Source organism: Pontibacillus salipaludis (assembly GCF_014642405.1).
Lineage (GTDB): Bacteria > Bacillota > Bacilli > Bacillales > BH030062 > Pontibacillus > Pontibacillus salipaludis.
Map to the genome: position 1 here is coordinate 271,943 of NZ_BMIN01000002.1, position 17,392 is coordinate 289,334.

The following is a 17,392-nucleotide window of genomic DNA, read 5'->3' on the forward strand; positions in this document are numbered from 1 at the left end:
TTTATAAAAAGACTAAACTATAGAAAGGCTCTTTCTGAAACAGGATTCAGAAAGAGCCTTTCTTTTCTTCACTATAGTGACTTCAAGTAAGTCGTAACCGTCTCAATTCCGTTAGTGAAATTCTCTAGATGGATATGTTCATTCGGAGCGTGCAAATTTTCCGATGGTAAACCAAAGCCCATCATCACAACCGGGGAACGTAGCACTCGAGAGAACACTTCTACAATCGGGATCGAACCGCCTTCTTTCGGAAATAGAGGTGCCACCCCATAAACCTGTTCATAAGCAGCGGCTGCTTTTTGAATCATAGGATTATTTGAATGAAGTGAAACAGGCTTAGCCGTTATTAACTTCTTCGTTTCAAAACTTGCCCCTACTGGCTTATAGTTATTTAAATGGTCTAAGATCGCCTCATAAATTTCTTCAGGGTCTTGGTCCCCTACAAGACGACAACTTATCTTCGCATGAGCTTCACTTGGTACAATCGTTTTAAATCCTTCTTCGTGAAAACCGCCAGCTAAGCCATTAATCTCGAGAGTAGGACGAATACCTGTGCGCTCCTGGAACGTAAAGCCTTCCTCTCCGTAGAAGGATTCTAATCCTAGTTCCCGTTTTGTCTTTTCTTCTTCAAAAGGAATAGAAGCCACTTCTTCTCTCAGTTGTGAGGTAGGATCTTGAACACCTTTATAGAACCCTTCTACAGCAACTTTTCCATTGTCATCATGGAAGGAGTCTAACAAATTCACGAGACTGTGGATTGCATTTGGAACTCCGCCCCCGTAAACCCCGGAGTGAAGATCCGTATTTGCTGTTTTCAAGTTAAGTTCCATAGCTAAGGCCCCGCGAAGAGATGTACAAATAGCAGGCTGCCCTTTTTCGATAAAGGACGTATCCGAAATTAAAACAGCATCTGCAGCTAATTTTTCCTGGTTATCTTCAATAAATGGAGGCAGGTTCGGGCTTGCCATTTCCTCTTCTCCCTCGATACAGAACTTCACATTAACTGGTAATTCACCATTTTCTTGCATCAGCTTCTCCACAGCTTTAACGTGAATAAACAATTGCCCCTTATCATCAGTTGCTCCTCTTGCATAGAGCTTATCGTCTCGTATTGTAGGTTCGAATGCAGGTGTTTCCCAAAGTTCCTCCGGAGAAGCAGGTTGAACGTCATAATGTCCATAGATTAATACCGTAGGCTTCCCTTCTGCATGAAGCCAGTCTCCATAGACAATCGGATGCCCTTTTGTTTCAATAACCTCCAAGTTCTCGATCCCTGCTTTTTGAAGAGATCCTTTTAACCACTCGGCTGCCTTTTTCACATCTTCTTTGTGTTCTGGCATTGATGAGATACTTGGAATCTTCAAGAATTCATTAAGCTCATTTATGTAGTGTTCATTATGATTCATAATTCATCCTCCTTTGTATATCTTGCCCTCATTATAACAAGAAAACGTTCCATGCCTCGAAAACCCCGCTCTTAGTTTGAGATTGGTTGCATGATTTTAAGCATAATACAAAACATAAAATGAATTGGTTCAAAAAGGAAGACAACCCATGACAAATGTCATATATCCCACCTGACGTTTATGTCTTATAAAGCGTTTGCTGTTCATTTATCATTAGAGGAACAGTTCAATCAATAAGCTTGCTTGAAGGAGTTATCATATGAATCAAAAAAAACAACAACAAGAATTAAAAAAGAGTGTTGCGGCTTTCGCAAAGCCTGATTCAACCGCAGGTATTAAACAAATGATTAACACATTTGTTCCATTTATCCTTGTTTGGTATCTAGCGTATCTTAGCCTGGAGATTTCTGTATGGGCTACCATTCCATTAGCGATGATTGCCGGTGGATTTGTCATACGAATTTTCATTATCTTTCACGACTGCACACACCAATCCTTCTTAAAAAACAAAAAAGCAAACCGGATTATTGGCACAATAGCCGGTATTATCACACTGTTTCCATTTGAGAAATGGAAACGCGATCACAATATCCACCATGCGACAAGTGGTAACCTGGACAAAAGGGGCACAGGCGATATTTGGGTAATGACCATTGAAGAATATAAAGAAGCATCTTTCAAACAGCGTTTAGCGTATCGTTTGTATCGTAATCCTTTCGTGATGTTTGGACTTGGCCCACTATACTTGTTCCTAATAGCCAATCGCTTTAATCGCAAAGGTGCGAAAAAGAAAGAGCGCATGAACACGTATATTACGAATGTGGCTATTGTCATTTTGTATTCTTTCATGATTTGGGCAATCGGCTGGCAGGCGTTCCTAATTATTAACCTGCCTATATTATATGTATCGGGTATGCTTGGTATTTGGTTATTCTATGTACAACACCAATTCGAAGATTCTTACTTTGAAGAGGAAAGCGAATGGGACTTTGTAAAAGCAGCCGTTGACGGAAGCTCTTATTACAAACTTCCTAAGGTATTACAATGGATCTCAGGAAACATTGGCTTTCATCACGTGCACCACCTAAGTCCAAGAGTCCCTAATTATAATTTAGAGAAAGCACACGATGCTACACCACCATTAGAACATGCTACTACAATTACACTTAAAACGAGCTTAGAATCCATACGTTTCCGTCTTTATGACACTAAGAACAAAACGTTCGTAAGTTTCAAAGAGGCAAAGTCACGCTTAAAAGAAGCAAAGGAACAATCGATGCTTGGACAAAAGCGTCCCACTCTACAAGAAAAATAAGAAACCAAGATCCCTTCCACTTTGGTTGGGGTCTTTTTTCTAGAGTTTAAACAAAGCAGACCAAGATCGGATTTCCCCTAAAAAAGTTGTCCGAAAACGCTTAAAAAGGCTATAAGTGACAGGGAAAACTGAAGTAAGATATGCTTATATAAGATTACATAAAACAAATATAGGAAGGAGGGAAATGTGGTGCAAAATTGGTTTCACATCATCCCTAAAAATACCGGTCTTAGTACGTATGTATGGATTATCTTCTGTTTACTGCCATTTTTCTTTATATTCCGCTCTTCTTCTGTGATAGAGATTTTATTTGGCATAGTCATGATCGCTTTGTTTTTCGTTGCTTATTTACGTTCATTTAACTCTGAGAGTGGATTTGCCTACGTCTGGGTGAGTATTGAAATTGCCATTAGTCTAATCATGACGTTACTGTTTGGCTATGTGTACTTTTCATTATTCCTGGCGTTCTTTATTGGAAACATCCAGCATAAAGGAGGATTTCTGTCTCTCTATATTGTACATCTAACAACAACACTCGCTGCAGCAACCACCGTCTATATTGCTCAGAACGAGTCTCTGCTTCCACAACTTCCTTTTATCATCATCACGATTATCGGTGTCATACTACTACCCTTTACCATTCGGTATCGCAACCAACAACAGAAACTTGAAGGGCAGTTAGAGCATGCAAACGAAAGAATTTCTCAACTTATGGTAATTGAGGAAAGGGAAAGAATCGCTAGAGATCTACACGATACTTTAGGTCAGAAACTATCCCTAATTGGTCTTAAGAGTGATTTAGCAGGCAAACTGATTCACGTTAAACCTGATAACGCGGTTAAAGAAATACAAGACATAAATCAAACAGCACGAACGGCTTTAAAGGAAGTGCGCGAAATGGTTTCAAATATGAGAGGATCTAAGCTCAATGAGGAAATCTTTCGAGTTCAGCAAATTATAGAAGCAGCAGAAATGACCTTTATACTTGAAGGAAATCCAGAGCTTTCTCATACTCCTTTATTAACAGAAAATGTCCTCAGCATGTCCTTAAAAGAAGCGGCCACGAATATTGTTAAACATAGTAGGGCGAAGACTTGTCATGTAGCAATCCAGCAGTCAAGTGAGGAAGTGATGATTGAGGTAAGAGATGATGGAGTTGGCATCTCTGATAAAATCGATTCATTAAAAGGACATGGACTTCAAGGAATGAGAGAGCGCTTGGAATTTGTTAATGGAACGTTGGATATCCAAAACTCAAATGGTACAACCCTTACAATCCGTGTACCAAATGTTGCACACCAAACTGAAGAGGAGGGATTGATGTGATACGAATTGTCATTGCAGAAGACCAGCGCATGATGCTCGGAGCCCTTGGTGCGCTTTTAGATCTTGAAGAAGGAATGGAAGTTGTAGGGCAGGCTAATAACGGTGAAGAAGCTTGTAAGCTCGTAAGGGAACAAAAGCCAGACGTGTGTATTATGGATATCGAAATGCCGATGAAAACCGGTTTGGATGCTGCTGAAGAATTAAAAGACGAGGATTGTAAGATCATTATTCTCACAACATTCGCAAGAGCCGGTTACTTCGAACGCGCACAAAAAGCAAGAGTAAGCGGCTATTTACTAAAAGATAGCCCAAGTGAAGAACTGGCTACTTCTATACGCAGAATCATGGATGGCCAACGCATATTTGCCCCAGAACTTGTGGACCTTGCCTACGGAAATGAGAACCCATTAACCGAACGAGAAAAACAGGTCATGCAGCTTATGGCTGATGGGAAAAATACCAAGGATATCTCAAATGAACTTTATATCACTCCCGGTACAGTACGCAATTATATCTCTGTGATTTTAGATAAGCTCGAAGTAAGCAACCGAATTGAAGCCATCGCACGTTTTAAGGAAAAAGGCTGGTTTAAATAAGATGGTTTTGTTTGTTGATTATTAGAGATACGTTTCCGTTAGCTTTCATGGCGCGTAAGGTGGGCCTGGAAACCACTCGCTTTCCTGTGGGGAGCTGGTGAGCCTCCTCGACCGGCACAGCCGGTCTGCGGGGTCTCACCTAGGCTCTTCTGCCCACGGGAGTCTCGCAGTTTCCAGGCCCACCTTTTCTATATTTGGATGAACGGAAACAAGTCATCTGAGAGAAACAGGGCCACCCGATGCGCTCGAGGGCCGTTATCCTATTTAAGCCAGGGCTTGCTCGGGGACGGCGAGACTCCCGCGGGAAAAGGAGCCTAGGGGAGACCCCACAGAGAGCGCCAGCGAACGAGGAGGCTTCCCAGCTCCCCGCAGGAAAGCGAGTTGTCCCCGAGCAAGCCCAACCACTCATCAAACGCAACGGCCCTCTTTCCTGCTAAACTATCTCAGCTTCGAGTCCTCCGCATAAGGTAGCTTATGTGGAATAGGCTAGCAATAGTGGCGATATAAAGAGGAGACCTCCCATGATGGTGGGAGGTCTCCTCTTTATTTAACCCGAATGTACTCCATCACTCTTACTTCATAACGAGGACGGGACAAGTAGCATGCTGGACAATGTTATTACTGACACTGCCAAGAATCATCTTCTTCACATTACCAAAGCCACGATTACCGACGATAATCAAATCCATGTTACGTTCTTTGGCATAATCACAAATTCGTGCACCTGCATTTTTTTCAACCTTACCAACGATGACATCGGTGATTACCTCTACGCCCTCTTCTTTCATTTCTTCTTTGAGGCGATTCATATCGGTACGGTATTGTTCGGCTAATTCATTTCCGATGCTTTTAGACATTTGTGCATTGGTAAAAGGACCTGACGTGCGTACAACAGAAACGACGTGAATTTCTGCATCTGGAGCATCAGCAGCCTGGCTTTTCGCCTCTTGTAACGCCTGTTTACTCATCGCACTACCATCATATGCTACGAGGATTTTCTTACGCATGATCAACCCTCTCCTTTGCCATAGAGTGTGTGTTTATACTTATATTTTAACATATTTTATCAGACTATTCAGAGTGAAAAGTCTTCTCTAATCGGTTCTTTACCCCCTGTTTCGCCTCAGAGAGATCAACGTCTATACAAAAACCGTTCAAAGCGACGCCCTTGAACGGTTTTTTTACATGGCTTGATTTTATTTCTATAAGAAGATTAGTTAGAGCTGCTTTCTCTTAAGTTTTTGGGATATCCCTTTTTCAATTGCAGCAAGCATCTGTTGATCTTTAGGAGCAGTAAACGTAATGGCAACACCGTCATCACCGGCACGTCCTGTCCTTCCAATCCTATGAATGTAACTCTCAACATCTTGAGGAATGTCATAGTTATAGACGTGTGTTACGCCTTCAACATCTAAACCTCTTGAAGCCACATCTGTCGCTACTAGTAATTGAACCTTTGCTTCTCGGAACTGTTCCATTACTTTCTCTCGCTTCTTTTGAGAGAGGTCTCCGTGCAATTCATCAACCTGATACCCCATCGCTTTTAACTCACCGTAAAGTTTACTCACCCGTCTCTTTGTTCGGCAAAAGACAATTCCTAAGAAAGGTTGCGTTTCTTTAACAACCTTTCTTAACGCTTCTTGTTTTTTACGATCCGTCGTCTCTACCACAAATTGTTCAATTTCTTCTACCGTTCGTCCTTTAGTTTGAATACGAACTTGTTTAGGGTGACGCATAAACTTGTATGCTAATTTGTTAATATCAGATGGAAGGGTCGCAGAAAATAGCGCCATTTGTTTCACGTTTGGTGTGCTACGCACAATTGTTTCAACATCTTCAAAGAAACCAAAATGAAGCATCTGATCCGCTTCATCTAATACAAGAGAGGAAACGTTCGATAGATCAATTGTTCCTCTGCGCATATGATCTAACAGGCGCCCTGGTGTACCAATGACAACCTGAGTTTTATCTAGTTTTTTTACTTGCTGCTGTACATCTTTACCGCCATATACAGCAAGCACACTAACCTCTTCAGAGAGTCGTTCTAACTCAGCTGTCAACTGAAGAGCCAATTCCCTCGTAGGCGCGACAATAAGAGCCTGTACACTGGGATCTTCTATATGAATCTTCTCGAGCAAAGGTAGTAAAAAGCCATAGGTCTTACCAGAACCAGTTTGAGCTTGAGCAATCACGTCATGACCCTCTAATATCAAAGGGATGACTTCCGATTGAATATCAGTTGGAGCTGTAATCCCCATTTCTTTCAATCGCATTATATTCTTTTCATTTAAGTTAAATTGGTTAAAACTATTCAAAGGCGTATCCTCTTTCTTTATTTCATCGTATTCTTCTATTGTATCACTCTCTAAGAATACATATATACATTTTCTTATAGCGAAAGCGTTCTAATACTATAAGACATAGGTAAAAAGAGTACGAGTAACGCGTACTCTTTCCCTCTACGACCCTCCCTCGTTACATCTATATTCACTATGGCATCTTAGTCCGTGCAGACGCCTTCTTCTCCCTTATATTCCTCCTCCCTCATCCTAATGGAATCATACCTTCTAGATTATCTATTTTAAACGCTCCATTCCCCCCTTGATAAAGCGTAAATGAGCCTTAGAAAATGATCGTATTCCAACCCCTTCCTTTGAAGTAAATTATCCACTCAAATACTTGGTCAATGACGGCAAAGTCCACCTGTCATTGAGAAACACATGGCAACTCATTAAAACTTGACCGAACCCTGACCAAATACACGATAAGCTCGTCGATTTTCCCTCTCGGACTCCCCCTAGCCTTACACCAAAACTCTTTGGTCTGACATAAACGCTTCATCGATCGGTAATCAAGAACTCCATTTCTTCCCTTATTTCCACTTAACCGAACATTCTTGTGTGAAAATCCTTCGATCGACACATTTACAGGGAATACATTTGAAACCGTTACAGCTTTCACAACCGAAGCTAAGCTCAACACCCACAGCATACTCCAAACCATAGCACCCATTTTCTTCATCTTGCATCTCCTCCTGTATAATCATTGTGTTTCATTTTCCTATGCCTATTAAATTGGACGAAACCTCTCTATTTCCTTTTTGATTCGTTCTTCAAATAACGGCAACGTTTTACAGTATGGCTACAATTGTCGTCGTTCCAGTAAGAATCATAGTCAGAGTCGACTTCACAAGTGCTAACTCTCTTTGATCCGACATGATTTTAATGGTACAGATTCAATAAAAAATCTTACTCATAAAAGAGAAATATAAAAAATTACAGGAGGAATTGATAGCTAGACTTTAAAATCCACAAACGATTTACTGTTCACCAACATTTAGGCACTAGAGAACAAGGTCATGATTTTATAAGCAACCATATACACCTCTAAAATGAATACGCAACCAAATGCCTAACTACTTGCCGTTCCTTTGGTCTATTTTTGGAAAGTTGGTGCTAACCTCCCTCAATTGTCCATATAGTTTAGGGTTTTGAGTCTACTTACAGAGAGGAGATCGCTCATGAAAAAAGGAATGCGTCTGTTGATTCTTCTAGCTTTGTTTGTTCTCATGTTGCCTTCAATTACTATGGCTGGGTCTTTAAAAGAAGGAGGTGTAGCTGGTACACCTGGGGAATGGTGGATTGGTGAATCTCCTTCCTCGATTACTTCTTCCAAGCACCCCATTCTGTTTGTTCATGGCTTAAATAGTTCATCAACTACATGGACGAACAATAATGATATGGATGAAACCGCCTTTGCAGCTGGATATGAAACATCCTTCATTGACCTCTATCCAACAAAGAATATGTGGGATAACGGTGCTATGCTTGCCCAAAAAATCAAAGAGATCTCAGACCATTTTGGAGAAAAAGTAGTTGTCGTCGCTCATAGCAAAGGAGGGATCGATACACAGGCAGCTCTCGTACATTACGGAGCAGACCCTTATGTAGAGAGGGTCATCACTCTTTCTTCCCCTCACTATGGCTCGCAGCTAGCTGATTTAGCTTACAGCAGTTGGGCAGGTTGGCTATCTGGAATTCTTGGAAGCAAAAACGATGCCACCTATTCCCTACAAACAGGTTATATGGATTACTACCGTTCTGTAACAGATGATCACCCCAACGTACTTCATACCCCCATCTATACTCTAGGTGGAACAAAGTGGGGAAGTTTTGGAAGTTCACTTTACTGGGGCGGACTATACTTAAGCGCTTACGGTAGTAACGATGGGGCTGTAACCGTAAAGAGTTCACGCCTCCCCTATGCTACCGAAATTAAAGTCGGCAATTGGAATCATACGACCATCAAAGAGGGCTCCTCTACCTTCTCCCTCTTTGAGGACTATTTAAGCGAAAGTGTGTATTCATTTGCTAACTTTCAAGCTAAGGCTATGGGCATCGAAGAGGGGAACACAAGAGACTCTGAACAGAATGTGAATAGCTATATCCATGGCGGCTCTTATAAGGGCACCACTCAAGAAACCATTGTAGTAGAGCCGGATGTCGATGCTATTACAATTGATTGGATCAGTGACCAACCAGAAACTACAATTCATTTGACTTCTCCAAATGGGAAAGCTCACACTACTTTTAGCGTAGATAAAGATGAGACAGAATATCTGAACGGCGCCTATCACCATTCAACTACAATAAAAAATCCTACATCAGGGAAATGGACCCTGCTAGCAGAAAATAAGCGAACGGAACACTTTTTGTTGGACGTTACTTACACTAGTCCGCTTAACACCTTCCTTACTACTACTATCAATAACGGAACGGTCCACATCAACTCAAAAGACCATAAAATAAAAGTAAAGGCGGATATGACCGTTTCCTATTACAAAAAAGGAAAGCTGAAAGAAGTGAAAGTGAATAACAACATGTCTAAAAACTCTTATAGACTGCCAAATCTCGGAGAAGGAATTTATAATATGACAGTAAATATGAAGGGGACAGTGGACCAACATCCTTTTGAGAGAACAATGGTTCAATCCGTTTATGTGGATAAAAACGGGCAGTTATTTGGACATTAACCCCTATCTATTTTATGATGAAAACGCCTGCTCCTTTAAAGTGAGCAGGCGTTTTTTCACATGCATATCCATACTGATTTCTGTACAAAATAGAATGCTCAGACGTTTAGCAGGGCACTAGAGTAGGTAAGAATATAAGTATGAGAATGATAATCGAACTTTTCCATTCCAACACAAAATAACGTATTCTTTTCAGAACTATTTTCCGCAAAAGATCCTTTTAGAGCATATTAAAAGCTTAAATATGCCTTAACAGCTTGACAAATTTACTAATGTATATAATAATAGTTTTTGAATTATAATGATTTTAAATTAATAATTTTTACACAAAACAGAGGAGGATTTTTTCATGTCATTAATCGGTACTGAAGTACAACCATTCAACGCAAAAGCATTCAAAAACGGTGAATTCGTTGATGTAACAGAAGAAAACTTTAAAGGTCAGTGGAGCGTTGTTTGCTTCTACCCTGCAGACTTTTCATTCGTTTGCCCAACTGAACTTGAAGACCTTCAAAACGAATACGCTGCACTTCAAGAACTAGGTGCTGAAGTATACTCTGTTTCTACAGATACTCACTTCGTTCACAAAGGTTGGCACGATAGCTCAGAAAAGATTAACAAGATCACTTATACAATGATCGGTGACCCTTCTCAAAAAATCTCCCGTAACTTTGAAGTATTAAACGAAGAAGAAGGTCTTGCGGATCGCGGTACTTTCATCATCGACCCAGATGGCGTTATCCAAACTGTAGAAATTAATGCAGGCGGTATTGGTCGCGACGCAAGTAACTTAGTAGGTAAAATCAGAGCAGCTCAATACGTTCGTCAGAATCCAGGCGAAGTTTGCCCAGCTAAATGGGAAGAAGGTTCTGAAACTCTAACACCAAGCCTAGATCTAGTAGGTAAAATCTAAAGGAGTGCACAATATGCTTGAAGCAGATATTAAAGCTCAATTAAACCAATATCTAGAACTATTGGAAAGCGATATCGTGCTTAAAGTTAGTGCAGGTTCTGATAAAGTATCAAAAGACATGCTAGCTCTTGTTGAAGAGCTAGCTTCTATGTCTTCTAAGATTACATTCGAGGAAGCACAATTATCCAGAACGCCTAGCTTTAGTGTGAATCGCGTCGGAGAAGATACTGGAGTTACGTTCGCAGGTATTCCTCTTGGACATGAATTTACTTCTTTAGTACTTGCTCTTCTACAAGTTAGTGGCAGAGCACCTAAGGTTGACCAAAGCGTTATTGATCAAGTTAAGAATATTAAAGGTGAATATCACTTTGAAACCTATGTTAGCTTAAGCTGTCATAATTGTCCTGATGTCGTACAAGCGGTAAACATGATGAGTGTTTTAAACCCAGGCATTACGCATACAATGATTGACGGTGCAGCATTTAAAGAAGAAGCTGAAAGCAAAAACGTTATGGCTGTTCCTTCCTTGCATCTTAACGGAGAATTCTTGAGCGGTGGCCGCATGACGCTAGAAGAAATCTTAGACAAGATTGTTGAAGGCCCTAGCGCTGAAGAGTTCAGCAATAAAGACCCATATGATGTATTAGTTGTCGGTGGCGGCCCAGCTGGTGCGAGTGCAGCAATTTATGCAGCGCGTAAGGGAATTCGCACAGGGATCGTAGCTGAACGTTTTGGTGGTCAAGTACTAGACACGATGAGTATTGAAAACTTCATTAGTGTTTCTAGCACAGAAGGACCGAAGCTTGCTGCTAGTCTTGAAGAACACGTAAAGGATTACGACATTGATGTAATGAATCTTCAACGTGCAAGCCGCTTAGAGAAGAACGACGGTATGTTCGAGCTTGAGCTTGATAACGGTGGCGTTCTTAAGAGTAAGAGTGTAATCATCTCGACTGGTGCTCGCTGGCGTCAAGTTGGCGTACCGGGCGAAGAAGAGTTCAAAAATAAAGGTGTTGCGTACTGTCCACACTGTGATGGTCCATTATTCGAAGGTAAAGACGTAGCTGTAATTGGTGGAGGTAACTCCGGTATAGAAGCAGCTATTGACCTAGCTGGAATTGTTAAGCATGTGACAGTTCTTGAATTTGCTTCAGAACTTAAAGCTGATAAAGTCTTACAAGACCGCGCAAATAGTCTTCCGAATGTAACCATTCACACAAATGCACAAACAACAGAAATTACAGGTGACGCTAACGTAAATGGCATTACGTATGTGGACCGGGAAACGGGCCAAGAGAACCACGTGAAGCTTGAAGGCGTGTTCGTTCAAATCGGACTTGTTCCGAATACAGAATGGTTAGATGATTCTGTTGAACGTAACCAAATTGGTGAAATTGTTGTCGATAAACACAATGCCACGAACGTACCTGGACTGTTTGCTGCTGGTGATGTGACAGACGTTCCAAATAATCAAATCATTATCTCAATGGGTACAGGAGCAAATGCTTCATTAGGTGCATTTGATTACCTGATTCGCAACTAATAATGATCAATAAAAAAGTCGCTACTCCTACACGAGTAGCGACTTTTTTTATAACAACTGGATTCAAAATCATAACCTAACTGGTATCTTCTAAGATGTCTTGCTGATTTCGCTTTCATTTGTTGAAAGATAACGTTGAAGAGGCTTTTTGTTTAACCCGAGCGCCTCATCAGTATTCTTATGAATTTCCTTAAGAAGCTCTGGATGCTCAGCTAATACAAGCCCATAAGATGGAATCATCTCTTTTATCTTCGGTTCCCACTGTTTGATCTGTTGCGGGAAACATTTTTCCATTACCTCAAGCATAACGTGAACGGCTGTAGAAGCACCCGGAGAAGCTCCAAGTAGCGCTGCAATTGAGCCATCTGAAGAACTGACTACTTCTGTACCGAACTGTAGAGTTCCTTTCCCGCTTGCATCTGTATCTTTAATGACTTGAACTCGTTGCCCCGCGACAGCTAAACTCCAATCCTCACTTTTGGCGTTTGGAATGAACTCTCTCAATTCTTCCATACGCTTTTCTTTTGAGGAGATTACTTGTTCGATCAAATACTTTGTTAGAGAAGCATTTTTCACACCTGCAGCTGTCATCGTTACAAGGTTATCCGATTTCACAGATGTAAATAGATCAAGCAGTGAACCCGTTTTTAAGAACTTTGGAGAAAAGCCTGCGAACGGACCAAATAATAAGGACTGCTTATTGTCGATAAATCTTGTATCTAGATGAGGCACAGACATTGGAGGTGCCCCTACTTTTGCTTTCCCATATACTTTAGCGCGGTGCTCGGCAATCACTTCAGGATTATTACACACCATAAATAGCCCGCTTACAGGGAATCCACCAATATGTTTTGATTCAGGTATACCGGTCTTCTGCAATAGGTGAAGACTACCTCCGCCACCACCAATAAAGACAAAGTTAGTTATATGATATTCAATACGTGCCTGCTCACGATCATACACTTTCACTTCCCATGTGCCGTCACTTAACCTCTTAATGTCCTCTACATTGTGTTTATAGTTGATCTCAAGATCTTTACTCTCTAGATGGTCAAACATTTTACGTGTAATCGTTCCGAAGTTTACATCTGTCCCAGAATCCATCTTCGTTGCTGCTACTGCCTCATTTGATGAACGATCCCTCATCATAAGTGGCATCCATTCTGTTAATTGCTCCTTCTCATCGGAGAACTCCATCCCTTGAAACTGCGGATGAGCTGACATGGTTTGGTAGCGCTTTCTCAAGAATTCCACATTCTCTTTTCCTTGAACGAAACTCATATGTGGTAATGGCATGATGAATTCTTGTGGTTTCCGGATTCGGCCGTTGTTTACAAGATAAGACCAAAATTGTTTAGATACTTGAAATTGCTCATTTACTTTTATAGCTTTTGAAATATCAATGGAGCCATCTTCTTGTTCTTTTGTGTAATTAAGTTCACATAATGCAGCATGGCCCGTACCTGCATTATTCCATACATTCGAGCTTTCTTGCCCTGCACTATCCAACTTTTCAAACACTCTGATTTTCCATTCTGGTACTAATTCTTTTAGCAAAGATCCCAATGTGGCACTCATAATGCCTGCACCAATTAAAATAACGTCAGTTTTCGCATAGTTTTTACTCATTAGCCTATACTCCCTATGTCTTGCAGAAAAAATATAGCTTATCCCCGCCCCCGGGGTGCTACACCTCTTCTAGTTATTTTCAATCTACTACTAGTGTACCACTTTCCAAAAATATTGAAAATTACTTCTATTGCAACAGTATAGTATAACGACCATAAGTGAGTAGAGTAGATTACTTCCATTATGAACTTTTTTCATCGGTAAGATACGGTTATATGTGAAAATAGTGGACATGAGTAACCGTATAAAAGTTTCAACGCTCCGATCACTTATTACTATATGTGAGGCTATACACGATTTCCCCATCTATTACTCGACCATCTGGTTTAAATCCCAGTTTTTCATACAAACTCTTAGCCTGATTGTTCTCAGGTTCAAAGCTTAAATAGATCACATGGTGCTTTTGATCCTGTTTTATCCTTTCAATTAGCTTCTTCATGGCAGCTTTCCCGTAGCCTTTCGACTGGTACCTAGCATCAATCATTAAGCGATAGATCCAGTATTCCTTATCCTCAAAATCTATGCAGTACATTGTAAACCCAACTAACAATTTATTGTGATAAATGCCTAAGCAAAGACACTCTGAAAAAGCTTTTGCTTGTGCAAGGGAGAATACATTTGGGGCTACAAATGATTGCTGCTCATCCGCTACACGCAAGTTAATTACATCAAAAAAATTGTGTCGATCTATATCTTTAAATTCGATCATAAGATCCCCCTCTGATAAAAAATAAACTCAATATATAGTTTATCATTGCAAGAACGAAACAATTTAAAAATTTTTCCAAATGTATGAAACGAAAATTCTCGAACTACGTATAGGAGATAAAACATATATATGGAACAGATGAAGCAGAAAGGAGAATGAACAGTGATCAGTATAGAGAATATCAGTAAACAGTATGAAGCAATAAAAGCATTGAATCATATTAGTTTTAAGATTGACGAAGGCACATGCTTTGGGCTAGTCGGACCCAATGGGGCTGGCAAATCCACACTGATGAAAATCTTATCTGGAATACTACTAGACTTTAATGGAGACATTCACGTTAAAGACTGGAAGGTTTCTACGGACCGGATAAAGATTAAGCAGCAGATCGGATATATTCCCCAGGAAATTTGCTTAGAGGAAACGTTGACAGCTCAGGATAATCTAATACTTTTTGGCAACTTATATGGGCTAAAGGGAAAAGAATTACAGATTCGAATGGAGGAAGTACTACAACAGATCGGCTTAAAAGACAGAGCGAAGGATAAAGTCATAACGTTTTCAGGCGGTATGAAGCGTCGACTGAATATTGGCTGTGCGCTTTTACATAAACCGAGCATTGTTATCATGGATGAACCTACTGTTGGCATTGACCCACAATCACGAAATTCGATCTTCTCCATTATTCATCAACTGAAGGCTGAGGGGAGCACAATTATTTACTCAAGCCACTATATGGAGGAAGTCGAGCAGCTGTGTGACAGTATTGGTCTCATTGATAAGGGGAAGCTCATGGAGTTCGGGCGGATGGAAGAGTTGTTAGAGAAGTACGCAAAGCCCTCATTATTTATCTCCGGGGAGAGCATTGAGACCGAGATGCTTCAACGCTTTGGGGAGGTAGAATCGAAAGGCCATGGCTACCTACTCAATAGTGAACAACCACTTCTTACTTTAGAGAATTTGGTGACACACTGCCGAGAACATAGTTTAGAGCCACGCAGACTCGAACTATACCACCCTAGATTAGAGGATATATTCTTCAATTTAACCGGCACCCAATTAAGAGATTCTTGAGAAAAGGAGGAACAGATATGTGGGCAATCGCTCGTACTGAACTGAAAAAGACGATTCAGGATAAAGGACTATGGTTTTGGACATTTGTTCTACCGGTTATTTTTATTGTTGCGTTTGTAGCAATTTTTTCTGGAGATGAGAGCCAAAGTTATAAAGAAGTCGTGACTCAGATTATTCCTGGTTATACAATCATGTTTGCTTTCTTTATCATGATTTCAATGGTTATTGCTTTTGTAAAAGATAGAGAGCGAGGGATGGTTGCAAGGATAGCTAGCACACCTCTATCGACCCATCACTATTTTTTCGGCAAATGGCTGCCATTCATCATTATCGTACTTATTCAAATTGCGGTTTTGTTCGGATTTGGTGTCGTTGTCTATGACCTTCCGCTCGGAAATCCTTTAGCTCTTATTCTATTATCCTTGGCTCTCGCGTTTATCGTGACCGGATGGGGCATGGCCATGGCTGTAATTGTCAAAACGGAAAACATGGGCATTGCCCTAACACAGATTCTCGCCTTAGGTGGAGCATTGCTCGGTGGACTTTGGATGCCAGTCGAATTTATGCCTGAAGTCGTCCAAAACATTAGTAAAGCCTTGCCTCAATACTGGGCGCTACAAGGATACAAAGAAGTCATTCTCTCGAGCGGTGGAATAGCCGACATATGGTTGAACATGCTGATCTTAGTCTTAGCAGGCTTGGCTGGTGGTGTCATCGCTCTACTTTCTTATCCTCGTTTCTTACGACAATCGAGAAGCTAATGTTCCATTCAAATAGCCCCCAGGCAGGAGCCCTGGGGGTTTAAGTAATAGATAAAACTGATCCAATACCTTACATATTGTTAGTTCGTTGGGAGTCCTTTAATAACAAAGTCTACACCTTCGCCTGATTCTTGTAAGTCTAATTCAATGTCTTTTGCTACATCTTGCATAGAAGATTCAATGGAAACCCGAATTCCGTTAACCTCTGTAATATAATCGGATTCAGCTGGCTCTTCAAGCCCAAGCCCAAGCTGAGTTCCCCCACACCCTCCTGCAGCAAAAAACCTAAGATTTGACGACTCTTCTTCATCGATTATTTGAAGGAGTTGCTCTTTTGCTTCGTTTGAAATTTTCATTTCGATCTCTCCTATCTATGCTTTTCATTTTGAATATACTCATATTTGTGCTGACTATGATCTCTCTCCCATATAAGCCCCCTTATGTGGAAGGCACGAAGTTGAGAGAATGCTCCCGTTTGCTCAAATTGAGAATAAGGTGATTCGGGAAATCACTCGCTTTCCGCGGCGAGCTGGGAAGCCTCCTCGTTCGCTACGCTCTCTGTGGGGTCTCCCCTAGGCTCTTACTGCCGCAGGAGTCTCGCAATTTCCCGAACCACCTTTGCCAAATATAGAGGGAACGGAAGCATGCTACGTAAGGGGACGGATAGTTGAATCACCACCATACTAGAGCTGAGGAGGACGTTATACATCTTCAGGTAAGGGGGGCTGGGGAACGGGGAGACTCCTACGGGAGAAAGAGGTCGACGAGACCCCGGAACGAACGAAGTGAGTGAGGAGGCTCGGCAGCTCGCCCGTGGAAAGCGAGTCGTTCCCCAGACCCCCCTAACACTCAATAAACGTAACGGCCCCACACACAATAAAGTGTTTCAACTTCGATTCTTCATGATTACTGCCCTATTCTTGGGGGAAACACTGAAATTTTAACATATATTGAAAGAAGCGTCTTTGTTAAAACATTTGGTTCCCTTGCACTTTTCGCCGGATACTATTAAAGTATATAATGATGGATTTCTATTGAAAATGGAAATCATTTAGAAAAACATTTTCACTTTTAACTTTGGGAACGTG

15 protein-coding genes are annotated in these 17,392 nt (G+C 41.0%); 8 read left to right on the forward strand and 7 right to left on the reverse strand.

Features of this window, described 5'->3' with window-relative positions:
- Positions 1-71: 71 nt before the first annotated feature.
- Positions 72-1,406, reverse strand: coding sequence for a dipeptidase (locus tag IEW76_RS03395; RefSeq protein ID WP_188650932.1), 1,335 nt, complete (start codon positions 1,404-1,406; stop codon positions 72-74).
- 259 nt (positions 1,407-1,665) lie between these two features.
- On the opposite strand from IEW76_RS03395, the gene desA reads away from it, so the two are divergent.
- The 3 genes from desA (at position 1,666) to IEW76_RS03410 (ending at position 4,643) form a co-directional block, all read left to right on the forward strand.
- Positions 1,666-2,721, forward strand: a complete 1,056-nt coding sequence (desA, locus tag IEW76_RS03400; RefSeq protein ID WP_188650934.1) for a Delta(5) desaturase DesA — start codon at positions 1,666-1,668, stop codon at positions 2,719-2,721.
- Positions 2,722-2,910: 189 nt separating this feature from the next.
- Entirely contained in the window at positions 2,911-4,047 is a 1,137-nt protein-coding gene (locus IEW76_RS03405; protein WP_188650936.1) for a sensor histidine kinase, read from the forward strand.
- Complete coding sequence (locus IEW76_RS03410; RefSeq protein WP_188650938.1) at positions 4,044-4,643, forward strand: response regulator transcription factor; 600 nt, start codon at positions 4,044-4,046, stop codon at positions 4,641-4,643. The genes IEW76_RS03405 and IEW76_RS03410 overlap by 4 nt, the downstream gene beginning before the upstream one ends.
- Before the next feature lie 572 nt (positions 4,644-5,215).
- Here IEW76_RS03410 and IEW76_RS03415 read toward each other — a convergent pair.
- The 3 genes from IEW76_RS03415 to IEW76_RS03425 form a co-directional block, all read right to left on the reverse strand.
- Entirely contained in the window at positions 5,216-5,650 is a 435-nt protein-coding gene (locus IEW76_RS03415) for a universal stress protein (RefSeq protein WP_036780416.1), read from the reverse strand.
- A gap of 210 nt (positions 5,651-5,860) precedes the next feature.
- A complete protein-coding gene (locus IEW76_RS03420) occupies positions 5,861-6,958 on the reverse strand; it encodes a DEAD/DEAH box helicase (RefSeq protein WP_373285937.1) in 1,098 nt (365 codons plus the stop codon).
- A gap of 391 nt (positions 6,959-7,349) precedes the next feature.
- Positions 7,350-7,664: a hypothetical protein gene (locus tag IEW76_RS03425; RefSeq protein WP_188650940.1), complete on the reverse strand. Its 315-nt coding sequence runs from the start codon at positions 7,662-7,664 to the stop codon at positions 7,350-7,352.
- Positions 7,665-8,163: 499 nt separating this feature from the next.
- Between IEW76_RS03425 and IEW76_RS03430 the strand changes: the two genes are divergently transcribed.
- The 3 genes from IEW76_RS03430 to ahpF all read left to right on the forward strand — a co-directional run bounded on the left by IEW76_RS03430 (position 8,164) and on the right by ahpF (position 12,131).
- Complete coding sequence (locus tag IEW76_RS03430; RefSeq protein ID WP_188650942.1) at positions 8,164-9,675, forward strand: esterase/lipase family protein; 1,512 nt, start codon at positions 8,164-8,166, stop codon at positions 9,673-9,675.
- A 349-nt stretch (positions 9,676-10,024) separates the two neighbouring features.
- A complete protein-coding gene (ahpC, locus tag IEW76_RS03435; RefSeq protein ID WP_188650944.1) occupies positions 10,025-10,588 on the forward strand; it encodes an alkyl hydroperoxide reductase subunit C in 564 nt (187 codons plus the stop codon).
- A gap of 13 nt (positions 10,589-10,601) precedes the next feature.
- Complete coding sequence (ahpF, locus tag IEW76_RS03440; protein ID WP_188650946.1) at positions 10,602-12,131, forward strand: alkyl hydroperoxide reductase subunit F; 1,530 nt, start codon at positions 10,602-10,604, stop codon at positions 12,129-12,131.
- A 90-nt stretch (positions 12,132-12,221) separates the two neighbouring features.
- Here ahpF and mqo read toward each other — a convergent pair whose 3' ends face one another.
- Positions 12,222-13,760, reverse strand: coding sequence for a malate dehydrogenase (quinone) (gene mqo, locus IEW76_RS03445; protein ID WP_188650948.1), 1,539 nt, complete (start codon positions 13,758-13,760; stop codon positions 12,222-12,224).
- Between the two features lie 265 nt (positions 13,761-14,025).
- Positions 14,026-14,469, reverse strand: coding sequence for a GNAT family N-acetyltransferase (locus IEW76_RS03450; RefSeq protein WP_188650950.1), 444 nt, complete (start codon positions 14,467-14,469; stop codon positions 14,026-14,028).
- Between the two features lie 162 nt (positions 14,470-14,631).
- Here IEW76_RS03450 and IEW76_RS03455 point away from each other — a divergent pair, with 162 nt between their 5' ends.
- Positions 14,632-15,543 (forward strand): ABC transporter ATP-binding protein, encoded by a 912-nt coding sequence (locus tag IEW76_RS03455; RefSeq protein WP_188650952.1) that lies wholly within the window; start codon positions 14,632-14,634, stop codon positions 15,541-15,543.
- 17 nt (positions 15,544-15,560) lie between these two features.
- Positions 15,561-16,304, forward strand: a complete 744-nt coding sequence (locus IEW76_RS03460) for an ABC transporter permease (RefSeq protein WP_188650954.1) — start codon at positions 15,561-15,563, stop codon at positions 16,302-16,304.
- 80 nt (positions 16,305-16,384) lie between these two features.
- On the opposite strand, the gene IEW76_RS03465 is transcribed toward IEW76_RS03460, so the two are convergent.
- Positions 16,385-16,660, reverse strand: a complete 276-nt coding sequence (locus IEW76_RS03465; protein WP_188650955.1) for an adhesin — start codon at positions 16,658-16,660, stop codon at positions 16,385-16,387.
- Positions 16,661-17,392 lie beyond the last annotated feature (732 nt).